Origin of the sequence: Agrobacterium radiobacter (assembly GCF_040801995.1) — a bacterium.
Classification (GTDB): domain Bacteria; phylum Pseudomonadota; class Alphaproteobacteria; order Rhizobiales; family Rhizobiaceae; genus Agrobacterium; species Agrobacterium radiobacter.
In genome coordinates, this window is sequence record NZ_JBEGHX010000003.1 from 128964 (window position 1) to 145200 (window position 16237).

The 16237-nt window shown below is 56.6% G+C and carries 14 protein-coding genes and 3 pseudogenes; 5 read left to right on the forward strand and 12 right to left on the reverse strand.

Going from position 1 to position 16237, the window contains the following annotated elements; all coding sequences use genetic code 11:
* Nucleotides 1-3 precede the first annotated feature (3 nt).
* The 4 genes from MRBLRC7O_RS24150 to MRBLRC7O_RS24165 all read right to left on the reverse strand — a co-directional run bounded on the left by MRBLRC7O_RS24150 (nucleotide 4) and on the right by MRBLRC7O_RS24165 (nucleotide 3939).
* Nucleotides 4-1197 carry an efflux RND transporter periplasmic adaptor subunit gene (locus MRBLRC7O_RS24150; protein ID WP_111797026.1) on the reverse strand — a complete coding sequence of 398 codons (1194 nt, stop codon included), beginning with the start codon at nucleotides 1195-1197 and terminating at the stop codon, nucleotides 4-6.
* A gap of 246 nt (nucleotides 1198-1443) precedes the next feature.
* Nucleotides 1444-2793: a sensor histidine kinase gene (locus MRBLRC7O_RS24155; protein ID WP_111797027.1), complete on the reverse strand. Its 1350-nt coding sequence runs from the start codon at nucleotides 2791-2793 to the stop codon at nucleotides 1444-1446.
* Nucleotide 2794: 1 nt separating this feature from the next.
* On the reverse strand, nucleotides 2795-3469 hold the full coding sequence (locus MRBLRC7O_RS24160; RefSeq protein ID WP_060726513.1) for a response regulator: 675 nt from the start codon (nucleotides 3467-3469) through the stop codon (nucleotides 2795-2797).
* A 185-nt stretch (nucleotides 3470-3654) separates the two neighbouring features.
* Nucleotides 3655-3939, reverse strand: a complete 285-nt coding sequence (locus MRBLRC7O_RS24165) for a YMGG-like glycine zipper-containing protein (RefSeq protein WP_077998830.1) — start codon at nucleotides 3937-3939, stop codon at nucleotides 3655-3657.
* A gap of 559 nt (nucleotides 3940-4498) precedes the next feature.
* On the opposite strand from MRBLRC7O_RS24165, the pseudogene MRBLRC7O_RS24170 reads away from it, so the two are divergent.
* Nucleotides 4499-5439, forward strand: a pseudogene (locus tag MRBLRC7O_RS24170) (transposase); the annotation flags it as partial.
* Here the strand turns inward: MRBLRC7O_RS24170 and MRBLRC7O_RS24175 are convergent.
* A pseudogene (locus tag MRBLRC7O_RS24175) lies at nucleotides 5437-5713 on the reverse strand (transposase); the annotation flags it as partial. The pseudogenes MRBLRC7O_RS24170 and MRBLRC7O_RS24175 sit on opposite strands and share 3 nt — an antisense overlap.
* Before the next feature lie 197 nt (nucleotides 5714-5910).
* Here MRBLRC7O_RS24175 and MRBLRC7O_RS24180 point away from each other — a divergent pair.
* Nucleotides 5911-6189 (forward strand): hypothetical protein, encoded by a 279-nt coding sequence (locus MRBLRC7O_RS24180; RefSeq protein ID WP_111797028.1) that lies wholly within the window; start codon nucleotides 5911-5913, stop codon nucleotides 6187-6189.
* Nucleotides 6190-6419: 230 nt separating this feature from the next.
* Here the strand turns inward: MRBLRC7O_RS24180 and MRBLRC7O_RS24185 are convergent, their stop codons facing one another.
* The 3 genes and pseudogenes from MRBLRC7O_RS24185 to MRBLRC7O_RS24195 form a co-directional block, all read right to left on the reverse strand.
* Entirely contained in the window at nucleotides 6420-6890 is a 471-nt protein-coding gene (locus tag MRBLRC7O_RS24185; protein WP_210303538.1) for a hypothetical protein, read from the reverse strand.
* A gap of 76 nt (nucleotides 6891-6966) precedes the next feature.
* A complete protein-coding gene (locus tag MRBLRC7O_RS24190) occupies nucleotides 6967-7560 on the reverse strand; it encodes a hypothetical protein (protein WP_111797056.1) in 594 nt (197 codons plus the stop codon).
* Nucleotides 7561-7872: 312 nt separating this feature from the next.
* Nucleotides 7873-8715 (reverse strand): annotated as a pseudogene (locus tag MRBLRC7O_RS24195) (OB-fold nucleic acid binding domain-containing protein); the annotation flags it as partial.
* A 521-nt stretch (nucleotides 8716-9236) separates the two neighbouring features.
* Between MRBLRC7O_RS24195 and MRBLRC7O_RS24200 the strand changes: the two are divergent.
* A complete protein-coding gene (locus MRBLRC7O_RS24200) occupies nucleotides 9237-9521 on the forward strand; it encodes a helix-turn-helix transcriptional regulator (RefSeq protein WP_020811813.1) in 285 nt (94 codons plus the stop codon).
* 1196 nt (nucleotides 9522-10717) lie between these two features.
* Here MRBLRC7O_RS24200 and MRBLRC7O_RS24205 read toward each other — a convergent pair.
* The 3 genes from MRBLRC7O_RS24205 to MRBLRC7O_RS24215 form a co-directional block, all read right to left on the reverse strand.
* On the reverse strand, nucleotides 10718-11122 hold the full coding sequence (locus tag MRBLRC7O_RS24205) for a VOC family protein (RefSeq protein ID WP_111785094.1): 405 nt from the start codon (nucleotides 11120-11122) through the stop codon (nucleotides 10718-10720).
* Nucleotides 11123-11269: 147 nt separating this feature from the next.
* Nucleotides 11270-12133 (reverse strand): alpha/beta fold hydrolase, encoded by an 864-nt coding sequence (locus tag MRBLRC7O_RS24210; RefSeq protein WP_087746475.1) that lies wholly within the window; start codon nucleotides 12131-12133, stop codon nucleotides 11270-11272.
* A gap of 177 nt (nucleotides 12134-12310) precedes the next feature.
* Nucleotides 12311-13213 carry a LysR family transcriptional regulator gene (locus MRBLRC7O_RS24215; protein WP_162686279.1) on the reverse strand — a complete coding sequence of 301 codons (903 nt, stop codon included), beginning with the start codon at nucleotides 13211-13213 and terminating at the stop codon, nucleotides 12311-12313.
* 101 nt (nucleotides 13214-13314) lie between these two features.
* On the opposite strand from MRBLRC7O_RS24215, the gene MRBLRC7O_RS24220 reads away from it, so the two are divergent.
* The gene (locus MRBLRC7O_RS24220) at nucleotides 13315-13941 is read left to right on the forward strand and encodes an NADPH-dependent F420 reductase (protein ID WP_087746471.1); all 627 of its coding nucleotides are present in this window, start codon (nucleotides 13315-13317) and stop codon (nucleotides 13939-13941) included.
* A 199-nt stretch (nucleotides 13942-14140) separates the two neighbouring features.
* On the opposite strand, the gene MRBLRC7O_RS24225 is transcribed toward MRBLRC7O_RS24220, so the two are convergent.
* Nucleotides 14141-15097: an NmrA/HSCARG family protein gene (locus MRBLRC7O_RS24225; protein ID WP_087746479.1), complete on the reverse strand. Its 957-nt coding sequence runs from the start codon at nucleotides 15095-15097 to the stop codon at nucleotides 14141-14143.
* A gap of 29 nt (nucleotides 15098-15126) precedes the next feature.
* Here MRBLRC7O_RS24225 and MRBLRC7O_RS24230 point away from each other — a divergent pair, with 29 nt between their 5' ends.
* Nucleotides 15127-16107 carry a LysR family transcriptional regulator gene (locus tag MRBLRC7O_RS24230; RefSeq protein ID WP_236772092.1) on the forward strand — a complete coding sequence of 327 codons (981 nt, stop codon included), beginning with the start codon at nucleotides 15127-15129 and terminating at the stop codon, nucleotides 16105-16107.
* Nucleotides 16108-16237: the final 130 nt, after the last annotated feature.

Consider the following 16237-nt stretch of genomic DNA (forward strand, 5'->3'; position numbering starts at 1 on the left):
GCCCTACCGCTTCGCCGCGGCCAGTTGAGCCTGGCCGTCCGTGCGTTCGTCCGTGGATGCTCCCAGGACGATGGTCTCGCCTGCCTGAAGACCGCTAAGGATCTGGATGTCCGCGCCGTTATCGATACCGACCTGGACCTGCCGGATCTGGACCTCGCCCACCGCGTCCAGTATCCGCATACGCGCCGTATCACCGGCCCGGGGCGCCCCTTCCACTGCGCTGAGCGGAACCAGCACGGCACCGCTGACGCGGCTCAAAACGATGGACACCTGGGCCGTCATGGAAGGCCGCAGGATCCCGTCCGCATTCGCCACATCGATCAGCCCGGTGTAATAGACCGCGCCATTGGTTGAGCTAATCCGGCTAGCAGCGGCGTTGCTCTCGTTGGCGATGGAAGCCGGGGCCGGTTCCACCTGTCGCAACTCCCCATCGAAACGGCGCTTCGGATCGCCAAGAATGCTGAACCAGACCGGCAGGCCCTGCCTGACACGCACGATGTCAGCCTCGGAGATATCCGCGCGCACCGTCATTGTGTCCAATCGCGCGATCATGACGATGGTCGGCGCGGTCTGCAGGGCATTCACGGTTTGTCCTTCGTCAGTGACGATCGCGACCACAGTGCCGGCGATTGGGGCAGTAATGCGCGTATAGTCCAGTTCTATACCCGCAGACTCCAGCGCGACCTGCGCTTGGGCGACCTGAGCGTCCAGCGACAGGACCTCAGCCCGCGCGGTGTCTCGCATCGCAACCGCGGCGTCATACTGGGCGCGCGGCGTGGAACCACCTGCCAGCAGGTCACGCTCACGCTCGAAATCCTTCTCGGCTTTCACCAGACCGGCGCGGCGCGCGGCGTGAACAGCGCGGATGTTCGCCAAAGCGGCCTCGCGGTCCCGCAAGGTGTTGCGCCGGGTCTGGGAATCGATCTCGGCCACCAATTGGCCCGCCTCGACGAGGTCACCGATCTTGACAGCCAGATGCTCAATGCGACCCGACGCCTGGGCGCCGACACGCACCAGCTCGAGCGGTTCGAGAACCCCGGTCGCCAGCACCACCTCTTCGATGTCACCCGTTCGCGCCTGCGCCGTCACCAGTTCAGGCTTCGCCGGCGGACGCAGAAAGAGGAGCCAGACGCCCAGCACACCGACAATGGTTACCGCCGACAGGATGAGACGCTTGCGGGTGATGTTTCGTGTCATTTAGTCGTGGTCCAAGCTATTGAAATTTTCGGGCTTTCTCTGTCACGAGAGTTACCTGAAAATGACGGGGAGCGGTCGTCGGGCGTATCCGTTTGGCACGCGCTGTAAAACCAACCGATCAGCACAGAATGCTTGCAATGGGGATGGCGTGCCAGCGATCGCCCGCCACACATCAAGCGATTGCGGCCGTGCCTAGCCAACATCGACGAATAAGATGCCTTGACCCGTTAGCGCAGGCATCGACCCCTACCGATGCTGGAAAATGCGCTTCTCGCGCCAGCGCACGGCAAAGGTGCTGCCCTTGCCAGGAGCGGACGAAAGCTCAACATAGCCGCCGTGACGCGTCACGATCTCATTGACCATGCTGAGCCCCAGGCCCGCACCTGAGCCGTGAGGGCTGACCCGGTAGAACGGTTCGAATATGCGTGATTGCTTATCGCTGGCAATTCCGCAACCCTGATCGGCGACCATCACGCTACCGTCAGCCTCAATGCTCACTGATATCTGTCCTCTTCCACCTCCATATTGGACTGCGTTTCGAACCAGATTGACGAATGCACGCTCCAGTGCTTCGGCATCACCAGGAACGAACAGGTTCTCCGCGGCGCTATCAAAGGAAATCTCGTAGCCTTCAGAGATCGCCAGGGGAGCAAGATCGGCAACCACCTTCGACACAACGCTATTGAGATTGACAGGTGTATTCTGCTGAGGCTTCTGTCGGTACTTCTCGGTGTCGAGAAGCTGGTTCGCGATCGCCGTAAGTCGCTTGATGGCCGTCTGCAGGTGTGTCTTGTCCTCACCTGGTGAAAGCGTATCTATCCTCACCTGCAGGACAGCGATCGGCGTTCGAAGTTCATGCGCCGCGTTGACGAAGAAGCGCTCCGTTGCCTCGAAGCCACTATCGAGACGACGCAGCGCCCTGTTGATGTCGCGCACAAGTCGAAGCACTTCATTGGGCAGACCCCGCTCTTCCACCAGGGCGCCACGTGTGTCGAGATCGATCCTGTCGAGACGCGTGGTCAGATCGCTGAAGGATCGCAAAGCCCAGCGTGTGACAAACGGAGCGCCAATGAGCGAAATGGCGACGAGGATCAGCGCCGGAATACCGATGGCAAGGTTCCCCAACAGTACGGTCACACCATATTGAGACATCGAAACACCGCCAGCAAAAATCGTCGCCTCACCAGCCTGGGTGTCGAAACGCTCCATGCGGCCCACACTCAACGGATCATCTAGATCGCCATGAAGTTCGACACTTCTGAACGTCCGCAAGAATGACATGTTGTCGGCAATTTTCCCGGGAGGCACGCCATGTGCCAGAACGATATCTTTGCCGAGGTCTGCTACGAACCAAAGGTTAGGCGAGTCTTCCATAATCTCTTTAAGTTCAGCCGTTGGCATCAGACTTGCTCGGCCATTCGGCTCGAGACGGACTGAATCTGCGATTTCCTGAGACAGCCAGATGGACGTGATCGCCACATCGGGCTTGAGGCCGGAAAGGAGATAGAAAACCAGACTGAGCGAGGCGATGACCGCACAGAGCTGCAGGACAATAAAACCGAAAGTGAAACGCCAGCGAAGGGAGGTGCTGGTCATCCTATTTCTGCTCATGAAGGTAGTAGCCTATACCTCGAATGTTTTTGATAACGATGTTGGCCTCCGCTTCGCCAAGCTTTCGGCGCAGACGCGACATGTTGGATTCCAGCGAGTTCGACTGAATCTCATCGTCAAAGGAATAGACCTGACCCTCAAGGGACGAGCGCAACACGGTCCGACCACGGTTTCTCAGAAGCGTTTCGATGATCAGCAGTTCCCTGCGGGTGAGCGCAAGCCGGACGCCATTGACATGTACATCGCATGACACACGATTGTAGGTAACGTTTCCGGCAGCCAGGAGGGACGATCCCGTTGTCGGAGCCCTCCTCAGCACAGCGCTCATTCTCGCGACCAGTTCGGGGATTTCGAAGGGCTTTGGTAAATAATCATCAGCGCCGTCATTCAGCCCGGATATACGCTCGTCGGTGGACCTCAGAGCGGAGATGATGATCGATCGCGTGTTTGAACCTGCGCCACGCAAATCCGCAAGGAAGGTACTGCCATCACCATCAGGCAGTTGCCGGTCGATAAGGACGATATCGTAGTCCGCCATGGCGATTGCTTCCCGCGCCGTTGCCAGATCGCCAACCGCATCAAGAACGATGCCATGCTGCGAGAGGGCCACCCTCAAGGCATCCGTCATTTCTGGATCGTCTTCGATAAGTAGAAGTTTCATAGTGGCCTGATCGTGCAAGTTCAGCTGTTCTCAAGAATTCTAACAGCAAATATGTATGTTTCAGATAAACTTGACTGCCATGACCGACTGGCCGCGAATCGGCAGTCCAGATGTCCGGCACCGGGGAACCGAAACCTGCCCGGTATCCAGCTGGCTTTTAGCCCCCCGTCGCCAGGGCCAACTCCTTATCGGCAGCGGCCGTAGTTATCCCGATATCTGCAACCGTAGTCGCGCCGGTCCCGATGTTCCCAGCGATCGCGGCGGTTCCTGTCGTTTCGTTCACTGATGTTCCCAATGACCGCCCCTCCCGCGCCACCCGCCGCGGCTCCCACTGCAGCACCTTCCCAGGTGCCGCTTGCCAACCCACCGATGATAGCGCCGCTCGCCGCACCAATGCCGGCGCCCTTTTCCGTTTGGCTGCATGCTGTCAGCGTCAAGCAAACGAGTACGCCTGAAATGATCTTTTTCATGTCTGTCCTTTCGAGCCATTACCGCTACGGTCGCCCGTCGACCGTTGAGACGCACCAAGGCTGAGATGTATGGACACCGAAAATTACGTGGAAGTTACGCAGAACTTTCGGCATCAACCGGTTGAAAGCGCAAATTCGTGTAGGATGCGCGTCTTCGCGATAAGTCATTCTCAGGCAACTCCGCCCCGCCTACTCGATAGGGTCGCCCTGTTCATCACTGCGTTTGAGGAGGGTGGGTCGAAATGACTGGAGCAGAACTTTGCCGACGTTCTCATACAGGGATTAACGGCGGTTCAGGACCGCTTCCACGCGCGGCCGGCCCGAAACCCGCCAGTCCGTTTCCCAACCCAACTCACTGACTGTAGTTCATTATGCGGACGGCGCGTTCCGGAATATTCAGTAGAAAACCGAGTGATCAGAATGAGGGCGCAAAGCAGTCGTAAAGCTTGCCTGTAGATGTGTTTGAACGCTGCTTTTGCTCTTGAGATCCCATCAGGGGTGAGTAGCGGCCTGCACCGTGGCAGAGTGAGGTCGCTAGAAAACTCTCTGGAGGCCAACCATGCCGATGACAGCAGATCAATCTCAAGCGCCGACCGCCACTCTCGTCGATCCTGGCGCAATTTTCATCTCCTTGGAATTAAGCAAGTCGGCCTTGCTGGTGACAGCTCTGTCGCCTTGTAACGAGAAGATGTCTCGCCACACCGTGGCGGGAGGTGATTTAATTGGCCTGTCGAATGCTTCGCTGCGCTTCGCCAGAAAGCAAAACGGCGGAAGGACAGACTGTACCCGTTGGTCGTAATTCAGGAAGCCGGACTGGATGGCTTCTGGCTAGGCCGGGTACTCGACAAGGAAACCTCGATAGAAAGCCACATTGCCGGATCGATCGCCGTGCCGCGTCGACATCGTCGAGCGAAGACTGATCGTCTTGATGGAGAAACTCTAATCCGCGCGTTGATTGCATGGAAACGTGGCGAGCCGCGGGCCTGCTCAATGGTGAAGCTTCTCTCGCCCGAGGAAGAAGACAACCGACGGATTGGACGGGAGCGGAAAACGCTGATTGCGAAGCGTGTCTTCCACGTCAATCGGATAAAGGGTCTGCTGTTCACACAAGGAATACGGGAGTATGAGCCCGTCAATCGGGATCGACGGCAACGTCTGGACGAGCTTCGGACAGGCGATGGACGTCCGCTATCAAAACACCTGAAGGCCGAAGTTTGTAGAGAGCTTGACCGGCTCGAACTGATACTCACACAGATCAAAGCTGTCGAAGCCGAGCGAGATGCCTTGATCGTTCAGGAGACGCCGGAAACGCCGAAAGAAGCGGCCGCTCTCTTGGGCATCCGAGGAATTGGGCCTGAATTCGCTACAATACTGTACACGGAAGGCCTGTTCCGCCACTTCGACAACCGGCGCCAAATCGCATCGTATGCAGGCCTTGCCCCCTCCCCCCGGCAAAGCGGTAACGTCAATCGCGAGCAGGGCGTGGCAAAAGCCGGAAATCATGACGGTCTTCGGATCTGCGCTCTCGACGGCAAGACCTTCCATCACCCGGCCAAACACGCCCATAACACCCCCAACGCTTCCAACGATTATAGAGCGTCTTGTGCGGCCCGTACTCCCGGGGTGCATCCCGCCACCGCAAGCCATTGCGATTGACAAAAATAATCCCGCTCAGAACACGGCGGTCATCAACCCGAGGCTTGCCGTGGCTCTTGGGAAAATACGGCGCAAGCCGCGCCATTTGCTCATCTGTCAGCCAATAAAGGTCGCTCATGATCAGTCTCCTTGCGGGGCCTGAATCACATCCGACGCATCAAATCAATGGGTCCTGACCCTAGTCAGATACTGGACGAAAAAATCGACATTGCGTAGTTTTGAACGACAATTGCATCCATTTGGCACTTCGTCTCCCACGATTTGATTCAAACCCGGATACGTCGCCGTTTCAACCGATCGCACAGGAGAAACACTTTGCTGATACTTGAGATCGTTATTTTTTCAGCGGCCCTGATCGCGGTTAGCCTTCTGGCTGTACAACAGATTGTTACGCAGGTTCGGGAGTATCGATTCTACAAGAAGAACGGTGGCGATTTTTCTGTCGACAGCGACATGGATCACGTCAGACTTGACAGATCAATGCACTACAACGACCTCCGCCTCACGAACTGGCAGCGATTTTATCTCTTCCGTCCGGCCTGTATCGCCATGCTCGTCTTTTTTGGGGCGATGATGATAGTCTCTCTGCTTTAACTAAAGCACCGGACTTCTATGTCAGCAGAATGGCGAAAAAGTTTTCTTCTCCGGAGGCGTTGCTTCATGCAGAACAGATCACGCTCGTCGAACATCTCCTAATATGCTGTATAGTTAGGTGTCGTCGTGAAAATGTTGTGCTTACGTTACCCTTGAGCCGGCCAGCGAACACATTCCCGGACTCTTCCAGCACATCCATGATCCGCCGCCCTCAGTGGGCTCGCCCGCTATTACCCTATCGTATAGCTCGATGCTACGCCGCGAAGATGCGTGACTGTCGCTTGCGACAAAACACCACTGCCCAGATATTCAGCAAAGCTGTATGAGAATATGTCACTTCGTTCTATCGCCCGGACCAGATTGGTATCACCAAAGACAACGAGGTATTCGTGATCCTCCGGCGCCCAGATCCAGAGATCATGACCTGAAAAATGGATCAGAAGGCCATAAGGCGAATTTTCAAACAGTGCGTCAAGCACCAACCCTACCGGTTGCGGTGAAAATTGGCGCGGAGGCTGACCGAACTCGTAAGCAGCGAAATCAATCTCGTCACTACCGATACGCGCGGCGACAAGAGCGATTTCCTCCCCGCTTGGAAATTCGGGATAAATCCTCGCCGCGAAATTCCTCTTTCGGATGGCCTGATGATCCAGCGCGCAATCTTTTCCAATGAAGTCTAAAATTACGATAATCCTTTCCAATCGCCGTGGAAGACAATACCACCCAGACCAATATTTTTATTGAGACGAAATGACCCCACCACTACAAGTAACTGGCTCATTTGGAATCCCTCACAAAGGTTTCAATCGCGCTCCGGGACAACGATAAAACACGGCCCGCAGAGAAACGCTCGATAGAAACGGCAGCTTTATCCTCGCTATTGAAAGCCAGATCGAAAGTGGAAGCGAATATCCGCGCCCATCCCTCATTATAGGTGGCACCTTCAACATAAATGACGCTCATCGAGGGCCATTTCACCTGCTTTTTGGTTTCCGGATCGGCTACGTCAGCACTGCCAGTTAAAACCTCCCGAGTTTTAAGGGGCGGGGCGTTGCTGCCAGAAGGAGATTGAAACTTAAAACTGTAGGTTCCGCTCTCAGGGTAAACAAAATCCACGATAGAGGCAGGCGACGACACGCTTATATGGAACGCCTTTTCGCGAGCGTCCCCAGGTCCCGAATCTGCAGCTAGGGCGCGCCATTCATCATCAGAAACCTGACGACCAGATATGATTACCGCCCCACCTTCTTTATTCAGCGGCTCATCAACGGATATAATTAAACGAGTCGAGAATTCCGGCTCCTTCGCCTGGCTTGATGACCATGATACAGTCAAAGCAAAAAAGACGGCTAAGCTGACAGCTTTCTTCACGATTCTCATCCCTACCGATATTCCTCAGTTCAAATCCATTCGCTTAGCAGCGGTTTTAACGAGCTTTCTTCGTCGACAAAGTTTTTTTCATTAGTCCTGATAATCCGATCAGGAAGCATTCGAATGCGACCAGCCACGTCGATGGCTCAAGGATGCACGGATCCAAATGGATGCCAGGCGGGTTTTGCACTTGCTCTGTCGTAGGAAAGCCGTTTCGCGGTTGTCAACTCCGTCAAATGATATTCGAAGTCCGGTTTGGCCCGAACCCGGTCTTCCAACGCGTTCGAATTGTGCCGAGCTTTCAATCCTGGATTACCGGAAATCTCGGGCTTTAGGGAACGGGCTCGGCATAGTATCGGGCTCGGGATAAATCCCTTTATGCCGAGTTCGGCATAACGGAATGAACATGTCCCGCGGGACGACCGGCTTCGGCCTGTCGCGTGAATCCGGCCCGCCGCCTCCATGCGCAAACTCATCGCCTCGCCCGGACGGCAGCTTGAACTCCGTATCCCGATCAGCCAGCCCGACGAGGTCACCGGAGAGATCGAACAGCTGTTGTGCCACGAGATGCACGACCTCCCCTTCCCGCTGAATACGGCCGTTGATCGCCATCACCGAGGAGCCCAGCACCACCCGTCGGCGCTTCTCAAACAGGGTCGGCCATACGACGATGTTGGCCGGTCCTGTCTCGTCCTCGATGGTGATAAACATGACGCCCTTGGCCGATCCGGGCTTCTGCCGCACGAGCACCAAGCCCGCCGTGTAAACCCACTGCCCATCGCGAGCATTCATTGCCTCTGCACAGGTGATAATGTTGCGTGCCGAAAGGGCCTCGCGCAGGAAAGCGATCGGATGTTGTCTCAACGTCAGCCCGGTATGGCTGTAGTCTTCGATGACGTTATGGCCGTCGGTCATTTGCCGAAGCGCTACCTCCGGCTCCCGCTGCTCCGCAATCGCCGTTGCCTCGCGTTCGGCCGCGGCGGCAAACAAGGGCAAGGGCTCGTCGCGCAAAGCCTTGATCGCCCAGAGCGCATCGCGCCGTTCGAGCCTTAGCGCTGGCAAGAAAGCATCGGCCTCCGCCCGCTGAACAAGCGCCTCGGTCGGAACACTGGACCGGCGCCACATGTCATCCACCGAGGCGAACGGGCTGTTCAGATCATCAATCTTACCAGTCCCGACCCGGAGCACGGCACGTCGATCAGATTGAAACTATCATTGGCGGTCACACCGAAAGGATACCCTTCGCCGTCATGGGACGGCGCGAAACTCTCAGGACCTTTTGCGCGATTTCGAGATAGCTATCCATTGTTCTTCTAACTAGCAGGACGCGGTAAAACTACAGCGGCACACCTCGTGCAACAAGTAGTCCGGCGGCATCTTCAACCAAAAATAATGGTTAACGGGGCTGCCATTCTCCCTTGACAGGTCTTCCATTCGCAGGGACTTGATCCTGTTGCAGCTCACCGCCAGCGGTCCCCATGTCATATGTGCAGAAATTTGGACGCAGAACGCATTTGTGACCAATTAAATGAACAAGCCAGACCTATCTCAAGAACTGTGGCAAAATGTACAAATTTCTGGACGCAAAGTCACAGCACGTCCACTTAAACGAACGAAATGGTATAGCTATGCCCCGTCAAAGAAGCTACTCCCGCGTAACGCACCAGGCGCTCGCCATGCTTGGCAAGCTCATCCGCGTCGGCCGCACCGAGCGCAGGCTGACCGCGCAGGAACTGTCCGACCGCGCCGGCATCAGCCGCACGACCCTATCCAGTATCGAAAAAGGCGCACCGGGCCCCGAAATCGGCATCGTCTTTGAAGTCGCATCCATCGTGGGCGTGCGCCTCTTCGATTACGACGAGCGCACTCTCCAGATGCACAATAACCACCTTGACGAAAAACTGGCCCTGCTGCCCAAGAGCGTCCGTCAAAGCGTGAAGGAGGTCGATGATGATTTCTAAGACGGACGCTACGGAAGCTTTTGTCTGACGCACTGTTCGAGGCCGTAAAAGAAATGCATCTCTACAGTCAGGTTGGAGATGAATATTCCATAACGGATAACGGCAGCCTTGTTCGCGAATATCAAGGTCGCTGGCCAGGCGATCGCAAGATGACGTCGTACGTCGTTACATGCCTTTGCGCGGGTTCTGCTGGCGTGGCGGTGACATTGACCAGTGATCTACGAGACTACCGCAAAAATCGCTCGTTCTATCGCGCGATTTTTTGCGAGCTTACAGGTACTGTCAAATCAGCCGAAACTATAAGCACCTGAATCTTAGTGGCCGTTGCCAGGCTTGGCGTGTCGCCGACGCGCCATCGAGACGATATGGCTGCTGCGGCATCTGAACCCGGATCCAGATCGATGACGAGTAATCAATGCCGGGCGCGACGCAGCTCGCTGAACGCCCGCCGAACCGTTCTTGGAAAGGCGGGCGCCGCCATATGCCTTACGGCCATTGACCGCTAATTATGCAACCAATCGCTTCCCAACCGCTGTACTCATACCACGCGTAATTAGGATCTTTGCACCCCTGCGCAAAGCTGGCTGTTTGCACCATGGATGGTTTCATCGAATGCTGGCTCTCGGACGGCGCTGTAAGACGCGGGATCGATGCGGATGCGTTGGATATCGCGAATGCCACGGCCGCGGTGGCAATAAGACTAATTCTGAATTTCCTCACGGTTAATCCTCTCGGTTGCCAAGCCCTACCAACTTCAACTCAATGGTCTTCGAAATGTCAACTGTGGTTGTACTGTCTGCGGAGATGACCCCATTCACGCCGGACAGACGGCCTAGCAGTCCGAGCATCAAGGCGCTGGTATGGTTCCTGGGGGAGGTCTTTGTCCTCCCAGTGATCGAGGATATCATATCGCGTTTATTTCTAAACAGTGGCTCAAGTTAGGAGAAGCTCTTCCAAGTACCAGCTGCTTTGGCTGCCATAGAAGTGCCTCCCCCGTTCTCAATCCAGCGTATCTGTAAGCGGGCGGATTCTGCCGCCATCAGTCTCGACGTCCACCGCATACAATTATTTCAAAAAGATAGTGCGGCACTTAATTTGAGATTCTAGCTTCGATGTTGGCGCTTAATGTGAGTCTAGCCGCCGAGAAAACATGGTTGCCGGCGGCCCAGCTTCATCATCACGGATACTCTCTGTGACTACGGCGCTCCGTTGATCTCGACGACATTGAAGTCGGGGTCACGGAGGTAGAGCTGTGGAAAGCCGGCAAGGCCGTTACGAAAGATCAGCAGACAATGTGGATCGCCCTGAGGCAGGTCTTCGCGGAAACCAAGTCGCATCAGTCGATCGACGGCGTCGTCGAAATTGTCCGTGCGGAAAGCGAAATGCCAGTCGTTACGATCAACAGCAGGGTTCTGTCGGAACGTGCCTTCCGGATATTCGACAAGATGCACTTGTAGGTCGCCACACGCCAGCCAGGCACCGCTAACGGAAAAACTCGGCCGCGCGATCTCGGTGAGGCCGAACGCGTCGCGATAAAACGGCAATGATTTACCAAGGTCGGCGGTGATGATCGATACATGATGCAACGCAAGCAAAGACATGGCTGCCCCCTAACGATACTGCAACGTCCTACACTACCAGAAGCCTGCCGTGCATGCCATCGGAGGGGCTAGGCCTGCACTACAACGCTAATGCTGATGCGGCCAAGCCACCGTCCGGGTTGGTCGGGTCTTCTTCTCTGCGAACGCTCATCGTATTCGTGCGAAGAATGCCTCAATCTGGTTCGCAACCTCATCAGGGGACTCTTCTGCCATGTGATGTCCACTTTCGATACCATGCCGCAGCACGATCCGGTCGCTCCAGTCCGACCAGGGGTCTGCTGGGTCTCCGTACAGCCTTTCCATATCGTCCTGCCGCGACCAGAGAACTCCCAGGGGGCATTGGAGGTGTCTATCAGACTCCTTGTCGCGTTTGTCATCGTCGTAATCAAACTCAAGTCCTGCGCGATAATCAGCAAGCATGCCACGCACCACCTCAGGGTCTCGGGTGGCGGTGAGGTAATCCCGATTATTTCCTGACCCAATGGCTGCTTCCGCAGGATACCAAAGTTCGGGATTGCTGCGGATTGCAGCTTCAGCTTTTTCGCTTTGCGCAAAAAAGAACCAGTGCCACCAGCTCTTTGCAAAGCGCCAATCTGCGCGGCTCAAGACCTCGTAGATCGGAATGCCGTCCATGACGACAAGGCCGGACACACTTTCAGGAAAGTCCATCGCCAGCCGAAATGCGCGATACGATCCACGGTCGTGGCCCGCGATCCCGAATCTGTCGTGACCGAGAATTGCCATACACTCATGTAATGCCGCGGCCTTCGCTTTTCCCGAACTATCCGCGAGTGTTTTCGGCTGATAGCTCCGCCCGAACCCGGGCATGTCTGCACAAACAACCGAGAAATGACGCGCAAGTCGGGGAGCCACCCTGAACCAGGTCGTATGCGTTCTCGGGTGCCCGTGAAGAAGGAGGATTGGGAAGCCGGACCCGCCATGCCGCAAACGAATCTCGCCATGCGATGTGGTTACATACTGTTCAGTGAAACCTTCAAAGAAGCCGGCCATCGTCTGTCCTTCAATCACGTTGCTGTTCACTCGCCGGAAGACGGAGTGTTCGCACACAATTCCAGCCAGACCTTTGGGATCTAGGTTTCGAACCATATCGACCCTCTACCCCGGTAATGAGTAGTTCGTTCGCTCGCTATCTGCGGAACTCACCAGTTGCCAGAACTCCCGCCTTGTCTAGTCGGCGTCAACCTTCCCGAATTCGTCCAATAGCGCTTCGACGAAGCTTTGTACCTTGGCGGTAGGCCGGCGCCCGACGGGGTAAATCACGTGCATTGGACGAGACGGACCCTCGTGGTCGGGCAGCACCTGGACAAGTCGCCCGGCAGTGATTTCTGCGTTCAGCACACTTTCCGGCCCCAACGTGATGCCATAGCCTGCGATCGAGGCATGCAACAAGGCCTTCCAGTCGTTGCTACGGATTCTACCGCTGATACGCACCTCCTCGCTTTTGCCGCTGCGACTGAACCGCCAGCGGCAGGGAGTCGAGGACGGCCCGTCGCCATAGGCAAGGCAATCATGCTGCTCCAGATCCAGAGGAATTCGAGGGGTGCCATGCCGGATAAGATAGTCCGGAGACGCACATGCAATCAGCCGATAGGGAGCGAGAGGAAGCGCGATCAGCGATGGGTCTTCGACCTCGCCGATCCTTACCATCACCTCGAACCCCTCCTCCAACGGATCAACGAAACGGTCGTTGAGAGTAAGGTCTATTCGCATGTCCGGATAGCGGTCGAGATAGCGCGTCACGAACGGCGCCAGACTAAAGGCACCGAAGGTCACCGGAGCATTGACCCGCAGCACGCCTTTTGGCTGGGAACGCATATCAAGTGCAACGGATTCAGCCGCCTCGACGTCTGAAAGCAGCTGCTTGCAGCGGTCATAGAAGGCCCTTCCCACGTCGGTCAGACTTTGTCGCCGCGTCGTGCGGTGAAGTAACGCCGTCCCAAGTCGGTCCTCCAGGAACACAACATGTTTGGCGACCATTTGGGGTGACATTCCCAAGGCCTCTGCTGTGGCGGCAAAAGAGCCCAGGTCGGAGGCTTTGACAAAAACAGCCATGCTCGAAAGTTTGTCCAAGATTACCCCCTTACAGTTGGGAATGTCTGCTTGCATTGGCGATTTATCTCAATGTGGCACTCAATTAAACCCATGTTTGCGAAATCAATCGGAGAAACATCATGAAAATTGGAATCATAGGGGCGGGCATGGTTGGCCGTGCAATCGGCAAGCTCGCTGTCGCTTCGGGCCATTCTGTAATGTTGAGCAATTCGCGCGCTCCTCAGACCCTGTTCAGCCTGAGCCGCAGCATTGGCTGCCAAGTAGGAACGGTGGACGAGGCCGCGGCTTTCGGCGAACTCGTTATCATCGCAATTCCACTGGCAGCCTATCGGTCTATTCCGGTTGAGCCACTCGAAGGCAAACTGGTGATCGACACGAACAACTACTACGTCGAACGCGACGGCAACATTCCAGAACTGGACGCAAGCGAGACAACGACAAGCGAAATGCTGGCGCGTCACCTGCCGCGCTCACGGATCGTCAAGGCGTTCAATGCGATCGTCATGGACGACCTCGAAAAGGGTGGACGACTGGCAGGATCATCTCAACGTCGAGGCCTTCCTTTGGCCGGCGACAATTCCGCCGACAAGGCAGTCGTCGCAATGCTCTATGACCAGTTCGGCTTCGATGCAGTGGATGCCGGCCTTCTTGCCGAGGGATGGCGATTGGAACGCGGCAGGCCGGTTTATTGTGTCCCGATGGATGCCGAGCGCCTCAAAGATGAGCTTGAGAACACGATCCGCTAGTCGGGCGGGCAAACAGCTGAGAAGATTGCCGTCGCCGAGACCCTTCGCTTTCGACATCCTGCGGCTTGATAAGGTTCAGGCGGAAGCGTCGCCCTGAAGGGATCCAAACCTGCGACCAGCTGAGTTTCGAAGGCGTCGGGAGGACAATACAGGCAGGATGACGGCCACCCAGGTTACGGTCGCCGTCAATCCTTAGCGGCTAGATAATGCCAAACGCTTTTCGATCGCCGTTCCAGTTCGTCGTCCTGAGGAACTGCTCCCAACTCAGGCTTGCTGGGTTGATCCGTCGGCTCCATTCGAGATCACGGTCCTTGCGGAAATAACCCTGCTCTACTGCATATTCCGCCATACCGATGATCTCACGGACGAGCTCCTCGTTCCTCGCAAACTCGGGAAAGTGGTCTACCAGTTCCTTGGAGCTATAGGCGGAGGCGTAGACGGCCTTTTTCCCGGTGACGCGGGTAAATGTCTCGATCATCTCGGCCGGAGAGAGGATGTCGCCGATGACCGGTAGGGTATGACCGGTATAGGTGTCCGGGTGATCGAAGATCTCCAGGACCGCTGGCCCGGTCGCCGTCAGCGGATCGACAAACGGAGCTTGAAAATGCTCCGGCAGGTAGACCGGAAAAACCAACGCGTCGCCGTCCTTACGCGGAACATAGTATTCGAGCAGGTTGGTGTAGAAGAATGCGAGCTGAATGAACGAGCTTCGGATCGGAAGACCACGGATGTAGGCCTCCACCCTTGCCTTGTCCGTGAAGTGCGGCGCGAACTTCGTTCCACCTGTAATGCTGTCGACGTTCTCCAGCGAGCTGAAGACGACGTGGCCGACGCCGGCCTGAACGCAGGCGTCTGCAAGCTCCTTCCCGATGTCGAACTCATAGCCCGCTGGCGGGACGACACCTGGCGTCATCAGGAAGGCCATCTGCGCGCCTTGGAATGCTTTGACGAGATCCTTGCCGTGATTAAGCGCGAGAGGTACTTCGACAAGCTCGGCGCCCTGTTCAGCCAGCCGAAGCGCCTCGGGGGAATCGATACGGCTCGTAAGGGCACGCACTCGGTACCGCCCGCTCCCCAACAGGGACTGGGCGACGCTGCGGCCCTGCTTGCTCAGGCTGCCAGCCACCACGACCAGGGGTTTGCTTTCGATCGACATATAGACCTCCATCAGCTGTTGGAGCTTCTTTGACGCTCCTTGCGGAAATGGTCATCGCAGCTCGCAACGTATCTGTGAAATCGATTCCTTTTGGTGCTACCATCCAGCAGATGGATACATCTCGAATAGACCTCAACCTCCTAGTCAGCCTGGAAGTTCTTCTCGCAGAGCGAAACGTCACGAAGGCGGCCTCTCGGCTTGGCCTGAGCCAGCCAGCGCTCAGCGCTCAGTTGAACCGTCTCCGCGACCTGTTCGAGGACCCGCTGCTGGTTCCTGCCCACCGAGGCATGATTCCGACGGCGAAGGCGCTCGAGCTGCTGGAACCACTGCGGGCATCGCTAGACCAGTTCCGCAAGATGCTTCAAAGTCATGACATGTTCGCCCCGGAGACCGCGGAGCTGAAGGTGGCCATCGCCTGCACGGATTATGTCGAGGCCACTGTGGCAATCCCTCTGATCCTGGCTTTGCGCGCGCAAGCTCCCAGAATACGCGTCGCGGTTCATCGCCTGAACCCACCGGCATTGGCCCGGCAACTTGCAGACGGCGAGGTCGATTTCGCCATCGCCACTCCTGATCCAAATCATCAGGACCTTCGCACTCAGTGCCTGTTCGAAGAGAGCTATGTTCTCATTGGCCGGAAAGGGCATCCGCGGATCAGGGAGGCGCGGACGGTGGAGGGTTTCGCCGGCCTCGAACAGGTGATCGTCTCTCCGTCCGGCGGAAGCTTCACTACGCCGGTCGATGCCTTACTGACGGCACAGGGCTGCCAGCGAAGGGTTGCTGCCTCGGCGGCCTCCTTCCTGATCGTTCCTGGAATGGTTGCGTCCAGCGACCTCGTCGCCCTGGTACCGCGACGGCTACTGCGGACCGCCGGGCCTCCACTCGACGTTATGGAAGTTCCGTGGCTGTCGGAAAGTTTCGAGGTGGCGCTGATATGGCATGAGCGCAGCCAAGGACATCAGGGCCACCGCTGGGTACGCGAACTTGTTCAGCATCTGACAGCCGGCTAGGAAGGGTAGGCAAGCTGGACAGCTTCGGTTCACAGATTTGGATTTTGCTGGCCCAAACCGGATCGCCGCAGAGGCTTGAAACATCGGGAGCGGCGGCTACGTCTCCTAAACTTTCAGGTCTCGAACCAAT

Excerpts from the sequence above, each read along its gene's own strand:
- MRBLRC7O_RS24210 (WP_087746475.1), bottom strand. The coding sequence starts at position 12,133 with ATGGCCGGCTTCTTTGAAGGTTTCACTGAACAGTATGTAACCACATCG.
- MRBLRC7O_RS24160 (WP_060726513.1), bottom strand. The coding sequence starts at position 3,469 with ATGAAACTTCTACTTATCGAAGACGATCCAGAAATGACGGATGCCTTG.
- MRBLRC7O_RS24165 (WP_077998830.1), bottom strand. The coding sequence starts at position 3,939 with ATGAAAAAGATCATTTCAGGCGTACTCGTTTGCTTGACGCTGACAGCA.
- MRBLRC7O_RS24150 (WP_111797026.1), bottom strand. The coding sequence starts at position 1,197 with ATGACACGAAACATCACCCGCAAGCGTCTCATCCTGTCGGCGGTAACC.
- MRBLRC7O_RS24200 (WP_020811813.1), top strand. The coding sequence starts at position 9,237 with ATGCTTGGCAAGCTCATCCGCGTCGGCCGCACCGAGCGCAGGCTGACC.
- MRBLRC7O_RS24225 (WP_087746479.1), bottom strand. The coding sequence starts at position 15,097 with ATGTCGATCGAAAGCAAACCCCTGGTCGTGGTGGCTGGCAGCCTGAGC.
- MRBLRC7O_RS24220 (WP_087746471.1), top strand. The coding sequence starts at position 13,315 with ATGAAAATTGGAATCATAGGGGCGGGCATGGTTGGCCGTGCAATCGGC.
- MRBLRC7O_RS24205 (WP_111785094.1), bottom strand. The coding sequence starts at position 11,122 with ATGTCTTTGCTTGCGTTGCATCATGTATCGATCATCACCGCCGACCTT.
- MRBLRC7O_RS24155 (WP_111797027.1), bottom strand. The coding sequence starts at position 2,793 with ATGACCAGCACCTCCCTTCGCTGGCGTTTCACTTTCGGTTTTATTGTC.